This window comes from Candidatus Marinarcus aquaticus (assembly GCF_004116335.1).
GTDB lineage: Bacteria > Campylobacterota > Campylobacteria > Campylobacterales > Arcobacteraceae > Marinarcus > Marinarcus aquaticus.
The window spans coordinates 200,307-216,395 of sequence record NZ_PDKN01000003.1 but is presented as its reverse complement, the minus strand read 5'-3'; the positions used below and the strand labels follow the sequence as shown (position 1 = coordinate 216,395).

Annotated in this window: 18 protein-coding genes; 10 read left to right on the top strand and 8 right to left on the bottom strand. The window is 35.9% G+C overall.

Annotated features, from left to right (window positions below):
• Positions 1-9: 9 nt before the first annotated feature.
• The 5 genes from CRV04_RS05965 (at position 10) to CRV04_RS05945 (ending at position 4,137) form a co-directional block, all read left to right on the top strand.
• Positions 10-1,029, top strand: coding sequence for a ribonucleotide-diphosphate reductase subunit beta (locus CRV04_RS05965; protein ID WP_128995913.1), 1,020 nt, complete (start codon positions 10-12; stop codon positions 1,027-1,029).
• A 152-nt stretch (positions 1,030-1,181) separates the two neighbouring features.
• The gene (locus CRV04_RS05960) at positions 1,182-2,090 is read left to right on the top strand and encodes a hypothetical protein (RefSeq protein WP_128995912.1); all 909 of its coding nucleotides are present in this window, start codon (positions 1,182-1,184) and stop codon (positions 2,088-2,090) included.
• Positions 2,091-2,139: 49 nt separating this feature from the next.
• Entirely contained in the window at positions 2,140-2,343 is a 204-nt protein-coding gene (locus CRV04_RS05955) for a hypothetical protein (RefSeq protein ID WP_128995911.1), read from the top strand.
• A gap of 651 nt (positions 2,344-2,994) precedes the next feature.
• Entirely contained in the window at positions 2,995-3,735 is a 741-nt protein-coding gene (locus CRV04_RS05950) for an OmpA family protein (protein ID WP_128995910.1), read from the top strand.
• Positions 3,736-3,738: 3 nt separating this feature from the next.
• The gene (locus tag CRV04_RS05945) at positions 3,739-4,137 is read left to right on the top strand and encodes a hypothetical protein (RefSeq protein WP_128995909.1); all 399 of its coding nucleotides are present in this window, start codon (positions 3,739-3,741) and stop codon (positions 4,135-4,137) included.
• On the opposite strand, the gene CRV04_RS05940 is transcribed toward CRV04_RS05945, so the two are convergent.
• Positions 4,138-4,644, bottom strand: a complete 507-nt coding sequence (locus CRV04_RS05940; protein WP_228126489.1) for a transglycosylase SLT domain-containing protein — start codon at positions 4,642-4,644, stop codon at positions 4,138-4,140. It abuts the gene before it with no gap.
• A gap of 139 nt (positions 4,645-4,783) precedes the next feature.
• Here CRV04_RS05940 and CRV04_RS05935 point away from each other — a divergent pair, with 139 nt between their 5' ends.
• Positions 4,784-5,065: a hypothetical protein gene (locus CRV04_RS05935; RefSeq protein ID WP_128995907.1), complete on the top strand. Its 282-nt coding sequence runs from the start codon at positions 4,784-4,786 to the stop codon at positions 5,063-5,065.
• A 6-nt stretch (positions 5,066-5,071) separates the two neighbouring features.
• On the opposite strand, the gene CRV04_RS05930 is transcribed toward CRV04_RS05935, so the two are convergent.
• From CRV04_RS05930 to CRV04_RS05920, 3 genes are read right to left on the bottom strand one after another with little or no spacing between them, the layout of a single operon-like run.
• Positions 5,072-5,512 (bottom strand): low molecular weight protein-tyrosine-phosphatase, encoded by a 441-nt coding sequence (locus CRV04_RS05930; protein WP_128995906.1) that lies wholly within the window; start codon positions 5,510-5,512, stop codon positions 5,072-5,074.
• A complete protein-coding gene (locus CRV04_RS05925; protein WP_128995905.1) occupies positions 5,509-6,228 on the bottom strand; it encodes a carbon-nitrogen hydrolase family protein in 720 nt (239 codons plus the stop codon). Before CRV04_RS05925 ends, CRV04_RS05930 begins: the two co-directional genes overlap by 4 nt.
• A complete protein-coding gene (locus CRV04_RS05920) occupies positions 6,203-7,603 on the bottom strand; it encodes a phosphomannomutase/phosphoglucomutase (protein ID WP_128995904.1) in 1,401 nt (466 codons plus the stop codon). The genes CRV04_RS05925 and CRV04_RS05920 overlap by 26 nt, the downstream gene beginning before the upstream one ends.
• A gap of 62 nt (positions 7,604-7,665) precedes the next feature.
• Between CRV04_RS05920 and CRV04_RS05915 the strand changes: the two genes are divergently transcribed.
• Together CRV04_RS05915 and CRV04_RS05910 are read left to right on the top strand one after the other, a co-directional pair.
• A complete protein-coding gene (locus tag CRV04_RS05915; RefSeq protein ID WP_128995903.1) occupies positions 7,666-8,337 on the top strand; it encodes a response regulator transcription factor in 672 nt (223 codons plus the stop codon).
• Complete coding sequence (locus CRV04_RS05910; RefSeq protein WP_228126488.1) at positions 8,297-9,637, top strand: sensor histidine kinase; 1,341 nt, start codon at positions 8,297-8,299, stop codon at positions 9,635-9,637. The genes CRV04_RS05915 and CRV04_RS05910 overlap by 41 nt, the downstream gene beginning before the upstream one ends.
• Here CRV04_RS05910 and ccoG read toward each other — a convergent pair.
• The 3 genes from ccoG to CRV04_RS05895 all read right to left on the bottom strand — a co-directional run bounded on the left by ccoG (position 9,630) and on the right by CRV04_RS05895 (position 11,822).
• Positions 9,630-10,913: a cytochrome c oxidase accessory protein CcoG gene (gene ccoG, locus CRV04_RS05905; RefSeq protein WP_128995901.1), complete on the bottom strand. Its 1,284-nt coding sequence runs from the start codon at positions 10,911-10,913 to the stop codon at positions 9,630-9,632. The two genes, CRV04_RS05910 and ccoG, sit on opposite strands and share 8 nt — an antisense overlap.
• 61 nt (positions 10,914-10,974) lie before the next feature.
• Positions 10,975-11,502 (bottom strand): methylated-DNA--[protein]-cysteine S-methyltransferase, encoded by a 528-nt coding sequence (locus CRV04_RS05900; RefSeq protein WP_128995900.1) that lies wholly within the window; start codon positions 11,500-11,502, stop codon positions 10,975-10,977.
• On the bottom strand, positions 11,502-11,822 hold the full coding sequence (locus CRV04_RS05895; protein ID WP_128995899.1) for a putative quinol monooxygenase: 321 nt from the start codon (positions 11,820-11,822) through the stop codon (positions 11,502-11,504). Before CRV04_RS05895 ends, CRV04_RS05900 begins: the two co-directional genes overlap by 1 nt.
• A gap of 90 nt (positions 11,823-11,912) precedes the next feature.
• On the opposite strand from CRV04_RS05895, the gene CRV04_RS05890 reads away from it, so the two are divergent.
• Entirely contained in the window at positions 11,913-12,839 is a 927-nt protein-coding gene (locus CRV04_RS05890) for a cytochrome-c peroxidase (RefSeq protein ID WP_128995898.1), read from the top strand.
• Positions 12,836-14,734: a PAS domain-containing sensor histidine kinase gene (locus tag CRV04_RS05885; protein ID WP_128995897.1), complete on the top strand. Its 1,899-nt coding sequence runs from the start codon at positions 12,836-12,838 to the stop codon at positions 14,732-14,734. The genes CRV04_RS05890 and CRV04_RS05885 overlap by 4 nt, the downstream gene beginning before the upstream one ends.
• Before the next feature lie 18 nt (positions 14,735-14,752).
• Here CRV04_RS05885 and CRV04_RS05880 read toward each other — a convergent pair whose 3' ends face one another.
• Positions 14,753-15,985, bottom strand: a complete 1,233-nt coding sequence (locus CRV04_RS05880) for a glutamate-5-semialdehyde dehydrogenase (RefSeq protein WP_128995896.1) — start codon at positions 15,983-15,985, stop codon at positions 14,753-14,755.
• Positions 15,986-16,089: the final 104 nt, after the last annotated feature.

Genomic DNA, 16,089 nt, shown 5'->3' with positions numbered 1-16,089 from the left:
TAGAGACACATGGATAGAAAAACGATATATAACCCCGATTCAAAAGAGAACTTAAACCAAAGAAGAATCTTTGGAGGAAACCCAGATGGTATGATTAACTTTACGCGACTTAAATATGAGTGGGCGTTAAAGTTATGGGATACAATGGAAGCCAATACATGGTTCCCTAAAGAGGTTCAAATGACAGGGGATGCAAAAGATTACAAATATCTTACGCCTGCAGAAAAACGAATGTATGACTTGGTATTAAGCCAGTTGATTTTTATGGATTCACTCCAAACCAACAACTTAATGGACAATATCAATCCTTACATCACTGCTCCTGAAGTCAATGCGTGCCTTTCTCGACAATCGTATGAAGAAGCAAACCACTCTAAGTCGTATGCCGTTATGGTGGAGTCTATTTCAGATAATACCGATGAAATTTATGATAAATGGAAAAGCGATGTAAAACTGCGAGAAAAAAACAACTACATTGCTGAGGTGTATAGAAATCTAGCAGGAAATGTGGATGACAGAAAAGTCGTGTTAGCGATGTTTGCCAACCAAATCTTAGAAGGATTATACTTCTACGCTGGCTTTGCAGCGATGTATGCGTTAGGAAAATCAGGCAAAATGTTGGGTACGTCTCAAATGATTCGATTTATCCAACGAGATGAAGTAACACACCTTTTATTGTTTCAAAACATGATTAACTCTACACGAAAAGAGCGACCAGAGTTGTTCACACCTGAGTTAAAAGAGACCGTTATTGGGATGATGAGAAAAGCGGTTGACTTAGAGGCCTCTTGGGGTGCATACATCACACAAGGGCAAATCCTAGGGTTCACCGATGCTATCATTCGACAATATATTGAGTACCTAGCAGACCGACGATTAGAAGCTGTGGGGTATGAGCCAATTTATGGAGTGAAACACCCTATTCCTTGGGTTGATGGGTATGCAAGTTTTAATGACCAGAGAACGAATTTCTTTGAGGGGAACGTCGTCAACTACTCTAAGGGTTCAATCGACTTCGACGACTTCTAAAAAGAGATTTTCTACACTCTCTTTTTGCCAATCTCAGCGTTGGCATTTTAAATTTATTGAGTCACTTACTTCAAGTAAGCTCCTCAATAAATTCTCACACCGCCTTGACCTTAACAAAAATAGACTGCATTAAATCTCTTTTAGGAGTATCTATGTATAGTGATAAGTTTAAACAAACAATAATTAGAGAATGGAAAGAACTAGGTTTTACACATTTTAGAGAAACAATATGGACATCAGTATTACAACAAGTACACTTAGTAAGAATTCGACGTTTTTTTAAAGAAAATGATATTAAAAATGTAGATATATCAATAGTAATACCATCAAAAAATGAAACACCAAATTTAAAATGGACAAACTATTATGAAACATCTGGACAATGTATAAGTACATTAAGAGAATGTTTTATTCCTGCAAATAGCAATAATATAAAGCTTACTTTTTGTTATAAGAGTGAAGAGGAAGAAAAAGAAAATGAGATACAAACATTAAATGTTGTAAATACGCTTAGGTTGGTATTTGGCGTTACTATTGCAAGAAAATTACTTTTTATAAGACATTACTCAACTGATAATAACGAACCAATCATGCATTCAGATAAAGCTTTTTCCTCTAGTTTTGATATTCAAGAACTAAATATGTTCAACAATCCAGATATTGAAGGTTTAAAAGTATTGAAAATTCCAGAAGAAGCTAATGTTTTATTAGAAAGTGCATTTACTCAAACATTCCCAAGAGAACGTTTTATTCTATTGTGGATAGCTTTTGAAGTAATAATAAACGTATTTTATAAAAATGAAAATAATGGGAAAAAACGTGAGAAATATTTTAAAAATGAAATAAAATCAGATATTATAAATGAAGAAGTTAAACGTCTATTTTCAGTGAGATGTGAAATGTTCAAAGAAGGGAAAGTAAAATCAGATAAGGAAATAGAATCTGCAGGGTGGTCTCTTTATTCCGCTATTCAACTTTGTATTATGGGTGATTGTATGCAAAGAGATGCATTTATAAAGGGTTATGAAAATACTATATCTAATAAGAAGATAAAAAACTAATTTTTAAACTTTCTTTATTTTTAATTTTCCCTGATATACAATGTATATTATGGAAATTGGAAACAGCCCTTTTTACTGTCCGTATGACTTTTCATACGACCCTACCGCTCGTACAAATGCGCAACAACATTCTTCAGCCAGCAACCAAGGTGTGCAGCTCGCTATTCGTGGTCTTGAAAAAAACGGATCTCCAATGAAACTAACATTGGAAGTAAAAATCCCACTGAACTTACTGCATGATAAAAAAACATAAGGATGTAAATTTTTTGTAAAAAAAATGAATTAATTGAAAATAGTCTTGTAGATTTAAAAAAAAAGAGTAAACTTTAAACTGATATTACGCAATTTAAATCAATCAGTTGTGAGTCGCTTAACAGTTTTTTTAACAGATAAAAGGATGGAAGATGGCCGAATTATCGAGTATGGAACAGATTAAATTTTATGCGTTGTGCATCTCGACCTATACAGCAGGTGCAATGTTGTCGTATGTTCTTACGACGGCTTAAATTAAGAGGTCGTTAAGAACGGCCTTCTCTCTTTGTATTCTTTTTTGTAATTAAATTGTTTCCCTTTTGAAACTAAAATGCAACCGCCTCTTTTTATAATTTTATTATATCAAAAGAAAGGATTTGCGATGACACTGACTGACCACATCAAGTTTTACGCATTGTGTATCGGGGTATACACAGTTGGTTCTTTAATCTCTTATTCGCTTGTAATATATTAAAGGTCGTCTTTCGACCTTTTGGCAGTTACAGCGAAAAAACTCTCTTTAAATAGTGATTTTTTTTAAATTCGCTGAAATTATCACTTAATTTATACTTTCACTTAATTTTATTTATTATATAATGGTTAATTAAATTATTTTTAAGCCGATTTAAAAAATTATTAAAAAAGAAGAAGAATGAGTTTATCGACTAAAATTACATTATTAATTCTATTACTGCTTGCCCTAATGGCAACGTGTGTGTATACTCATATCGACGACTTTGAACCTAAAACGGCAACACCTTTAACTTTAAATGAAGAGATGATTGTTCCAACTGAAGAAAATGAAGTCAATTTGGAAGAACAAACCATCAAAGAAAAAAGCGATAATATTGAACAACTTGAAGAGAGTGATGAGCAAAAAGTTGAAGAAAAAATAGAAAAAACACCTGTCACAGAAGTGCAAAAAGAAGAAGAAACAACACCGCCTCTCAAAGTCACTGCTGAAGTGCAAATACCTAAACAAGAACCTGTTAAAGCTGAGGTAAAAGAAGAAGTGCCTCAAACCAATAAAGCCGTACAAGATGAAATCAATTCAATTATTGAACAAAGTGGTATCATTTTTAAACGAATGAGCTATAATGTAACGCCAAAAAGTATGGAAACCATTGAAGCTGTTGGCGTGATACTTAAAAAGTATCCATTGCTTCATTTTGAAGTAGCAGGACACACAGATGCAAAAGGGGATGAAAGCTTCAACCAATTTGTCTCTGAACAACGTGCACAAAGTGTGATGAAGATATTGATTGATTTGGGTGTTGAACCTGAGCGTTTAACCGCAAAAGGGTATGGTGAAACCATGCCAATTGTACCCAATGATCCACAAGGATACTCTTTGGTGAACCGCAGAGTTGAAATAAATATAGTAGAGGAATAGATTGTGATTGAGATTGCTTCAAAAATTATTTTATGTTTGGTTATCGCATCCGCTTTAGGATTTCTGATTGGATTTTTAATAGGACGAGCATCAAGGCAACAACCTCAAAAAACATGCACCTATAAAGCGTCTCATGACTTTAAAGTACACGGTAATATCTACAATCGACCAATTATCTTAAGTAAACCTCGACCAACAGGTAAAGATGACTTGCTCTTAATTGAAGGCATTGATGAAAAAACCGAAGAGGCCCTTAACCAGTTGGGTATTTTCCACTTTGATCAGTTGGCAAAATGGAGCAAAAAGAATTGTCAGTGGGTCAATGAGTACCTTGAACTTGAAGGACGTATTTTAGAAGAGAAATGGGTCGAACAAGCTCAAGAAATCGTTAAGAAAAAATAATCAGCTCTCAATGAGTTGTTTGACCTTTTTTAACTCATTGATAATGACTTTAATATCTTTTGAATATCGCATTGCACGTGAACTGTCGTAGTTAAATCCTGCATTATAACTGGCCCATATTTTAAACCAATTATCTCCATGAATACCTTTCCAGTAGACCAACTCTGCAATGGCATTGCTGGTGGCAAACTTAAAATCATTGATCAACATCATCGCTAATCTGTTACGATTAAAGGTGGAGTTTTTAACTTGGTGTCGTCTGATAACAGTATTGATATTGGCTTGGTATAATCCATAATCAAAACTGTCCACATTGACTTTATATCGTCCTAGTGAGGACTCTTTGACCGCAATGGCCATCAGTGAATATGAAAGATCATACTGCTGTCCGTATCGTTTTATTTGCTTCAGTAGTTTAATGTCATCGTTGGTTAAGTCACTCGCTTTAAAATCAGCTGCAAATAGGTTGAGTGACAATAATAACATAATTGATAGTATTGTTTTCAATAAAATTCCTTAAAAATTTTGGGCGGAATTTTACTATAAAAAACTAGTATTGTCAAATACTTTGCTATAAAAACATAGTATTAATGTGATTTTTAGGATAATTAATTATAATAACCTATCGTTATTTTGGGAAGAGTGAGTGGATAAAAAAGAGTTTAAAAAAATTATAAAAACAGCAGGATTTCCTTCTCAAGGAAAATTTGCAGAGCTCATAGGAATTAAAGCAAACACATTTACAACCTATAAAAAAATACCTGACCACGTAGCACGAATTGCAAAGCTTTCACTGTTGGCACGTGATAATGGCGTAAGCATGGAAGAGATACAAGCCCACCTTCAACTGGAGTGTCAAGACAATGTCTCTTGTCCTGATTCTTTTGAGAAAGAAGAGTGCTCAAGTTACCCTAAAACTCAAGCATAAAAAAGGCTAAACCCTTTCGTTTAAAAGCTGAGTTACACAGCTCTCTATCATATCAAATACTTTGTCAAACCCTTCAAAACCATCAAAGAAGTATGGATCAGGAACATCTTCACCGTTGTAACCAAAATCTCCCAGTTTCAATGGATTTTTACACCCCAATGCTTTTAAATTAGCCACATTGCTGTCATCTAACCCAACAACCACATCAAACGCACTGAAGTCCTCTTTTGTAACTTGTCGTGCTTTATATGAAGAGATATCTAACCCTCGTTGATGTGCCACTTTAATTGAGTTTTCACATGGGGCCTCCCCGATATGCCAATCCCCTGTTCCCGCACTTTCAATAAATAAACCCAGATTATTCTTCCGTGCATACTCTTTGGCAACTGCTTCAGCCAAAGGGGAACGACAAATATTTCCTAAACAGACAAATATGATGCTTTTCATACGTTAATTCCTACAAACAATTTTTCTCTCATCTTTTGAAGCGCTTCTAAGTTCGCTTCATGCATGATACACTCACTGGTATCATCTCTGAAGGTTTCACCAAAAGGAGTCACTATCCCAGAGCCTTTGGCACACTCTTCATTGGCACTGTCACTGGCAATGACAAAACATTGGTTGGCAATGGCCAAGGCTTTATACAGCGTCTCAAAGTTATCTTTTCTTTGTGCACCCCATAATGCAGGTACCAAGATGATATCGGCACCTTTGAGTTGTTGCCATAACTCAATAAAACGCAGTTCAAAACAGATAAGCACTCCGATTTTTAAACCATTGAACTCAAAGAGTTTTACAGCATCGGTTTTCCCTGCTTTAAAGTAGTCATCTTCATTATTGACTGTAAAGAGTTGCGCTTTGTGTTGGGTATGGATGATTTCCCCTTTATCAAAGAGAAAAAAGGTGTTAAAGAAGTCATTGCCCTCTTTGGTGGTCATGGTCAGACTAATCGTTTTATCCAAGCTTTGTTTTTTTAAAGATTCTGTGGCTTGTGTGGTAAAATCAGCTGCGCTTTGAAGGTCATTGTAGGCATATCCTGTGAGGCAAAGCTCACTGGAGAGTACCAAAGATTTCTTTGGTACTTCTTGTATAATTCTTTCTAAGTTCTTAAGATTATCTTGAAAGTTATCACTGGTTTTAATTTGCAGTGTTGCTAAGTTCATCTTGTGCACTTTGAATAAGGTCATTCAGTTGTGTTTCATACAGTTTCGCCAACTCTTGTGAAGTGGATTCAAAACGAGTAACCAACACAGGCGTAGTATTACTTGCTCGAACCAATCCCCAACCGTTTTCAAAAATAACTCGAACTCCATCCACATCAATGATGTCCAGAATTTTTGGGAAATCACTTGGTGGTGTTTGCAGTTTCTCTTTGATTTTATCCATGAGTGCAAACTTCTCCTCTTCCGTGGTGTGTACTTTAATCTCTTCTGTGGAGAATACTTGAGGTAGGTTATCAATCTCTTTATCAATGTCCATACCATTTTGAATGAGTTCTAAAAGTCTGAATGTGGCATACACAGCATCGTCGTATCCAAAATATCGGTCATTAAAGAAGATGTGTCCTGAAACTTCTGCTGCCATATCGGCATTGAGCTCTTTGAGTTTGACTTTTAAATTACTGTGACCGGTTTTATACATCACAGCCGTTCCTGCTTCATTGATTTTATCGTACATGATTTGGGTACATTTTACTTCCCCAATAATCACAGGGTTGTTCATGGTTTTTGCAAACAATAGTGCCATGATGTCCCCTTTTACATTGTTTCTCTTGGTTAAAAAGGCAATTCTGTCTGCATCCCCATCATATGCAAAAGCGTACTCGTACTCCCCTTTGAGTGCTTCCATGACATCTTTTAGGTTTTTCTCTTCACTTGGGTCGGGATGGTGGTTTGGGAAAGTTCCATCAGGTGTGGTATAAAGTGCATCGTAGTTAAGCTCTAATTGGTCTAAAATAGCTGTAAGTACAGTATCAGCAACCCCATTTCCACAATCGATGATAAACTTTTCTTTCATTCCTTTTAAGTGATCAAACTCTTTGACCATGTAATTGATGTAGGCTGTTTTAACATCAATCTCTTCGTATGCTTCATTATCTTCAATGCTCAATGCAGTGTTTTGAATGATCTCATCGCCCATGCTGTAGATGTCTTCTCCAAAGAAAGGGTTGTTCTCGATGGTGATTTTAAATCCATTGTATTCGCTTGGGTTGTGACTGCCTGTAATCATCACAGAAGCATTGGGTCGTTTTCCATAGTACTTTTGAAATGAAGCAAAGTAGTTTACACCCGTTGCAACCATGCCCATACCAAGTACTTGGCACCCTGCTTTGTTGAAACCAGAAGTTAAATAACCAAAGAGTTCAGGAGAGTGTGTTCGTGCATCGAAACCAACAACTACAACAGGATTTTTTTCTTTTGAACGTTGGATGGTTTGTTGCCCTAAATGGTATCCTATGAGTTTTACACTTTGTTCATTGAGTTCATCTCCAACGATGCCTCGAATATCATACTCTCTGAAAATTGATTTTTTTATCACTTCGTGCCCTTATTGCTTTAAATTGCATGATTATACCAATAACATTATGATAAAATAGTTATATGGAACGTAAAGAAATGAAAATACTTTTAGTGGAAGACGATGAAATTGCACGTGAAAATGCAGTGGAGTATCTGAACACACTTTTTAACACTGTTTTTGAAGCCAAAGATGGTTTAGAAGCATTGAAGCTCTATAATCAAGAGCATCCAGATATTATTATCAGTGATATTCAAATGCCCAAATTTAATGGCTTGGAGTTCATTGAACAAATCCGAAAAAAAGACAGAACCACTCAAATAATCATCACCTCAGCATTCAGTACCAAAGAGTATTTGCTTCGAGCTGTGGAACTGCAGTTGGTGAAATATTTAATCAAACCTGTCAGTGAAGAAGCACTCAATGATGCCATACAACACTGTTTTGAAAACAGACTTTCACAACAAAGCAATATTGTACCACTTAAAGAGGGGTATACTTTTGATACCTATAATCAAACCCTCTTTTGCCATCAAGAGCAAATCAAACTGCGTACTAAAGAGATTCTACTCTTGGACTTATTGCTTAAAAATGCCCAACGTTTTGTTACTTACAGTGAGATAGAACAAGTGGTTTGGCAAGAAGAGAGCATGAGCAAAGATGCTCTTAAAACGCTCATACGGGATATTAAAGCAAAATTGCCTAAAGAGTCCATTGTCAATCTTTCAGGAACAGGGTATAAAATCAATGTATGATATGAATGTCGTACTTTTTTATGGAGCTACTTTTGGTATTGTGGCAATGACTATTTTATACACCTTTATACGTTATGTCTACTCCAAAGAGTGGATCTATTTGATTTACTCCATCATGCAAATTTTTTCACTGCTGTTTATTGTGGCGTACAGTCAACTCTTCTTTCAAAATCTTTTTATAGAGGATGTCTCGATTACTTTTGCTTCGTTGTTTGCGTTTGCATTTGCCATAGGTTTTTATCAAGGAGAGTTTATTCCCAAAATAGAGAACCAAAAAGAGCTTTTTATCTATACGGTGATTTTAATTGCCCTACTTTTAACGGCATTTTATCACTATATGTTGTTTGAATATTTGCCGTATACGGTGATTTATTTTGTACTGTTTGTTTCGGTGGCCTTTAACTTTAAACAAGAGATTAAGCCCACACTGATTTATGTCTTGGGCTGGTCACTGTTTTGCCTCTTTTTATACTTCACTGATTTTAAACAAAGTTATGTGCAAGAGGGATTTTTAGATATTGTACTGGTCGCTTTTGCGATTGAAGCGGTGTTGTTTACGTTGAGTATTGCGTATACGTATCGTGCACTGCATTTTGAAAACCAACAGTATCAAGCCCGATTGGTTCATCAAACCAGATTGGCTCAAAGTGGGCAGATGATAGGGAATATTACCCACCAATGGCGACAACCTCTGAATAATATTTCCTATATTTTAATCAATCTTAAAAAGGCATTTTCTCAAAACAGACTCACGCAAGCGTATTGGGAGAAAAAAGTGCAACAAGTGCAGGATCAATTAAATTTTATGTCCACCACCATTGATGACTTTAATGCCTTTTATACCCCCAATAAAGAAAAAGAGAGTTTTTTTGTGCATACAGTGATACAACAAGCTTTGCGTATCGTTGATTCAGAGTTTAAGCAAAAAGGGATTGAAACACAAATAAGTGTGCAAAATACATCCATAAAGATTGTAGGAGCATCCAATGAATTGGCACAAGTACTGGTCATACTTTTAAGCAATGCTAAAGATGCGTTGATGGATGTTGAACACCCTAAAGTTGTTATACGACTTAAAAGTAGCCCTTCAGAAGTTTTCATAGAAGTAGAGGACAATGGAAGCGGTATTAAACAATTTGATAAGATTTTTCAACCTTACTTCAGCACCAAAGAAGAGGGGCTTGGAATTGGCTTAAGTATGGTGAAAACAATCGTTGAAGAGAGTTTTCAAGGAAAAGTGAATGCTTCAAACAGTGCCCAAGGTGCACTGTTTTGTTTGAAGTTTGAAAAGGCTATTTAATCAATGAATCTCGTGGATAGATAAAGGCCACTTTTTTATTAAGTACCACTTTTTGTGGCTCTTGTTGTGCAAACACCGATACATTCAGTGTCAATGGGGTATCTTTACTGTTAGAGTAGGACATGGGTTTGGTTGTTTCAATGGTCACTACTTTTTTCACTCGTTGGTTGGGTTGTAGCGTAAATGGTTTGAAGCGTTTGGCTTCAAAGAACTCATTTTTGACATGGATATCATACGTATAGGCTCTGTCTTGTGTGTTTTGAATGGTAAAGACGTAGTTATTTCGTACAAGTTTATCCTCTATTTTATACAAATTGGTCGTACGGTTCACATTCACAAGCAGATACTCTTTTTGTGCACTGAAAAAGAGAATAAATCCAATACACGCTGCAATACTTACTGCATACATGATGTTTCGAACAGAGAAGTGATTGGTTGGTTTGTTGTGTACCATTTGGTTACTGCTGCTCCATTGTATCAATGAGCTTTTCCCCTCTTTTGCCATAACACCAGTACATGCATCGGCACACTCTAAACAGTTGATACACTCAACTTGTAAACCCTTTTTAATATCAATATGCGTGGGGCAGATTTTTACACATGCATCGCATGAAGTGCACTCTGTGGCACCTCTTTTTTCATCATAAATCACATGCACGGTGTTGTCATCATACAGTACGGATTGTACTCGTGAATAGGGACAGAAATAGACACAAAAATCCTCTTTGGTTAAGACGACAGTGTAAAAAAGAAAAACAGCCACTGTGATGGTAAAAAGAATTAAAAAAAGGTGTTCCATTGGATTTTGTAAATAAACAAAAAAGTCTTCAGGGGGCACAAAATACCACATAAAGTTACTGGCAATAAACAGAAGAAGCAAAAAGAACAATCCCATGGCTAAAAGTTTTTTTGCTTGGTTTCCGTACGACTCGTAATCAATCTCTTTTTGTTTGTTTTTAATGCGTCGAAGTTTAAAGAGTTTGCTCTCCACAAGATCTCTAAAAAGAACTCTAAAGATGGTTTGAGGACAGGCCCATCCACACCAAATACGTCCACCCATAGTGGTGGATAAAAAGATACCAATAAAAAGTATGATCAGCAAAAATGGCATCAAATAAAGCTCTTGAATCGCAAAAGCAAAACCTAAAAAGTGAAATTGCATCTTATCAAATGAAAGAAGCAACATATGGTTACCATTGATGGTGATAAAAGGCAATACCATACAAAACAGTGTGATGGCTGTATAAGTAAGGTATCGTTTTTTTGTGTAGGTCATGACGACTCCTTAAATGTTTTAAGCAGTCTAAATAAAAATGGTGGGCAAAAAGTAGTATGCCCTACTTTTTTTCTAAATTGAGTAAAAAAGCTTTTTTCTCAACACCGCTTGCGTATCCACCCATTTCAGAGTTTTCTCGTATGACACGGTGACAAGGCACAATAATAGCAATCATGTTTTGGGCATTGGCATTGGCAACTGCACGATGAGCAGTTGGGTGTTGCATTTTTTGAGCTTGCTGTTTGTACGAGATGGTTGAGCCATAAGGAATTTCAAGCAGTGCTCTCCATGCTCGAACTTGAAAAGAGGTGCCCACCAATTGTAAAGGAATATCAAAACATTCTCTTTTATGTTCAAAATATTCGTTTAACTCTTTTTGCAGTCGTTCAAACAACGCATTATTTGAAGGAATCACGGTGGCATTAAACATCTGCTTAATGTGTTCGAGTTTGGCATCAATGTGATATTTGTCCAAAAAACAAAGCATGCACAAGCCTTTTTGTGTGCTCGCTGCAAACATTTCACCTAAAGGTGTATGAATGGTTGTGGTATGAACAATGTTTTGTTGTATGCCTTTATGCGCACGCATTATTCATCACTGTACGTACAGACATTAAATGCTTCAACCAAACCATTTTCATCTATACACTCTTTTTGAAAAAAAGTCGTGATGTATTCTTTGGCACAATGCGCTTCAAAATCCTCTTTACTGGCCCAAATTTCATTAAAAACAATTGGGAAAGATTCTCCTTGTGCATTGGGGTGTGAAATGTGTTTGGTCACAAGATATTGAATACAACCATCTTCTCTTTGTGTTTGTGGTTCTAAAGCTTGCAATGTTCTAAAAAGCTCATTAAACTTTCCCTTTTTGGGTTTAAAGCTGGCAATACAGTAAATTTTTTTTGACACTTCTATCCTTTACAGTTTTAATGCAGCTATTTTAACAATAAAAAGTCACTAAATTTCATAAAATCAGTGAAAATGGGGTAAAATATCTTTATGAAACAGATCTTTTTTATATTGCTTTTAATCAGTTCATTGTTGAGTAAAGAGTTGATTTTACCTGTGGAAGAGAGTCCTAAAGTGGACATTAAAAAGGCACTTTTAGGTAAAAAACTCTTCTTTGATACACGTTTGAGTCAAGATAATTCTATCTCTTGTGCTTCTTGTCATGATCTTTCAAAAGGGGGAGATGATAATCGTCAATTCTCATTGGGCATTCATGACCAAATAGGGGAACTCAATGCACCTACGGTATTTAACTCCAAATATAATTTTGTGCAGTTTTGGGATGGACGAGCCAGAAACTTAAAAGAGCAAGCCATACAACCCATCCATAACCCAATTGAGATGGGTTCTTCCATGCCTGAAGTGGTTAAAAAACTCTCCCAAGATGAGAAGTATCAAAAACTCTTTTTGGAAGTGTATGCTGGTCCCATCACTCAAGAACATATCCTTGATGCCATTGTGGAGTTTGAAAATGCTTTGATTACACCTAATGCCCCATTTGATCTCTATTTAAAAGGCGATAAAACAGCGTTAACCCAAGAGGAGAAAGAGGGCTTTGAACTCTTTAAATCGTTTGGGTGTATCTCTTGTCATAATGGGCGAAATTTAGGAGGCAACCTTTTTCAAAAAGTGGGCGTGATTAAACCGGTGGAGCAGTATAAAGATAAATATCTGGGTCGATACAACGTGACACAAAAAGAGGAAGACAAATACTACTATAAAGTGCCTACTTTAAGAAACGTCGAAAAAACAGCTCCCTATTTACACAGTGGCAGTTATACAACTTTAAAAGAGACAGTATCGTTTATGATGAACCATCAATTAGGTATTCAACCCGATGATGAGACGTTGTCAAAAATTGAAGCATTCTTAAAAACCTTAACGGGTAATCGACCTCAAATATTGGAGATGGATTGAAACGTTCTTTGGTCATTTCACTGCTTTTTTCTCTTCTTATTGGGATGTTGATTTATAACACCAACAATGCCAATAAAAAGATTGAAAACTTCTTTTTACTGCATAAGAAGATTTCGCGTATTATCTCATTGAACAAAAACTTCGATATTTTTGTCTCTTCTAAAATCAACTACAACAACTTTGATTATATACAAAACAATATTGAACAAGTTCGAAAGGATATCATTTATATTCAAAACAGTGAGTTGTTTAAACAAATCAACAATGATGTGATACAACAAAGTTTTGAAGATATTGCAGTGAGCATGGAGAAAAAGATTGACATACTCAATCGTATTGTTTCAAGAAGTGCAGTGTTGAATAACTCTTATCGATATATTCAAAAACTCAATAAAGAGATTCACAATAAAGAGGTGCTTTCAATTTACAGTGATATCCTCTCTTTGGAGTATAACCCTGAGATTGATATTCAAAAATTGACGTTACATGTACAAAATTTACAAACATCCAATCAAAATGAGGTGATTTTTAAAGCCCATGCCAATATTATTTTAGGTTATTATAACAATTTTACAACGCTTAAAGAGGAGACCAGTCGACAAAATCTCTCTGAAAAACTGAATAGTTTTGAAGGATTATTTACTAAATATGTCAACAATATCATGCATCAACTCAAAGGGGTGATTTGGTTGCTTATTTCTATGCTTTTTTTAGCACTGCTGGCTTTTTTATATTACACCTATTTGATGTTGAAAAAACAGTTGGAGTTAAATCGATTTAAAAAAGCAGTACAAAGCAGTGATAACATTGTGGTCATCACGGATAGAAACCACCATATTAAGTATGTCAATGAAGCGTTTGAGAGAGTGACGGGTTATACCAAAGAGGAGGTTTTGGGTAAAAAACCCTCTATTTTGAAATCGCACCAAAAATCGGATCTTTTTTATGATAACTTGCACAAAACCATTGAACAAGGTTCAACATGGAAAGGGGAGTTTATCAATCGCAGCAAAAATGGTCAAATCACATATGAGAAGGCTTCAATTACCCCTATTTTAAATGAAAAAGGAGAGATTGAGGAGTTTTTAGCCATTAAGTTGGATGTGACCAAAGAGAAAGAGACACAACGCTTGTTAAAAGAGAAAGAGGAACTGCTCTCTGAACAATCCAAAATGTTTGCCATGAGAGAGATGTTGGACAGTATCGCCCACCAATGGAGACAACCACTTTCGACCATTTCAACTGCTGCCAGTGGTATTAAACTCAATAAAGAGTTCAACACGTTAAGTGATGAAAAGTTCAATGAACTCACCGATGTGATTGTAGAAAATACAGCAAGTTTATCTAAAACCATTGATGGATTTAAAAACTATTTTAATACTAAAAATGAAAAAACCATCTTTTATTTGCATGACAGTGTGCAAAAAGTGTTGGATTTACTCAGTTATAAGTTGGACAATCAACACGTTGAAGTGGTACGAAAAATTGATGAGAGTTTAAAACTGGAAGGTTTAGAGAACGAACTGATTGAATCTTTTATGAATATCATTAAAAACACGCAAGAGGCTTTTGAAGAGAATAAAATTGAACAAAAATATATCTTTATTCATATTAAAAAAGAAGAGGGTGCGGTATACATCTCTATTAAAGACAATGCTTTAGGTATCAAAGATGAGGTCATTGAGCACGTTTTTGAGCCCTATTTTACGACCAAACATCAAAAGAGTGGTACGGGGCTTGGACTTTATATGGTGTATGAAATCATCACCAAACATTTCCAAGGGATTGTTAATATTAAAAATGTGAAATATACGTATAATAAGAAGAAGTATAAAGGGGCAAAAATCACGATGATCATCCCTTTAAAACATCTCGAAGAGAGAGTGATTTTGTAAGATAAAAGAGAAAACTCTTTATCTTACTTGTCCTGAACCCAATACTTTGAATTTGTAAGTGGTCAGATCATTAATGCCCATTGGCCCTCGTGCATGCAGTTTATTAGTCGAAATTCCCACTTCTGCTCCCAATCCAAATGCACCTCCATCGGTGAATCGTGTACTTGCATTGGCATACACGCATGCCGCATCAACATTGTTTAAGAAATACTCTACGGCTGTATAGTTTTCACTGATAATGGCTTCGGAGTGTCCTGAACCATACTTTGCAATATGCTCTACAGCTTCTTTAATGGTGTTGACCACTTTGATGTTCAGAATATTGGCCAAATACTCCGTGTCATAATCTTCATGCGTTGCACACTCAATTTCTATATATTTTCGTGTCTCTTCACACCCTTTGAGGTGAGTGTTTTGCTCAATAAAGGCTTCATGCAGTGCTGGAAGCATGAGTGCTGCCACATCTTTATGTACAATGAGAGTTTCCATGGCATTACACACTCCTGGTCGTTGACATTTTGCATTAAGAGCAATATCAATGGCCATTTTGGCATCGGCATTTTTGTCAATATAGGTGTGGCAAAGACCTTTGTCGTGTTTGACTACGGGTACTGAAGAGTTTTCACAAATATATTTAATGAGTGCCTCACCCCCTCTTGGGATAATCAAATCAACCAGTTTGTCTTGCTTAATTAGTTTGGCTACACTCTCTCTGTTTGAGTATGGTAAAAGTGAAATGGCTTGTTCTGGCAGTTTGTTTTTGGTTAACACATTTCGTAAGACATTAGCAATGGCCTTATTTGAATGTTCAGCCTCTTTCCCTCCTTTTAAAACACACACGTTTCCACTTTTAAAGCAAAGTGCTGCTGTGTCACTGGTGACGTTTGGTCGGCTTTCGTAAATGATACCAATGACCCCAATTGGTATAGAGACTTTCTGGATATTCAGACCATTTTCTGTCACCCACCCTTCTAACGTTCGTCCCACTGGGTCTTTAAGGGCAGCTATCTCTTTTATGGCTTGTGCCATGCCTTGTACACGTTCACCTGTTAAAAGAAGACGGTCCATAAGTGCTTCACTTAAGCCGTTCTCTTTTCCTGCTTGCATGTCTTTATCGTTTTGTGTAATGATGTAATCACAATGCTCTATTAAAGCATCGGCCATCTCATTTAATACTCGGTTTTTAACCTCTCCACTGAGTGTTGCAATCTCACGACTGACTTTTTTTGATTCTTCTAAGAATTGTTGCATTGAGTTTCCTGTTATAAACTGTAATAATCTGTTATGTGGTTATTTTATCTAAATCTTACTGATTTAAAAAAATACTAAAGACGTAAAGAGAAGTGGATGCAGTT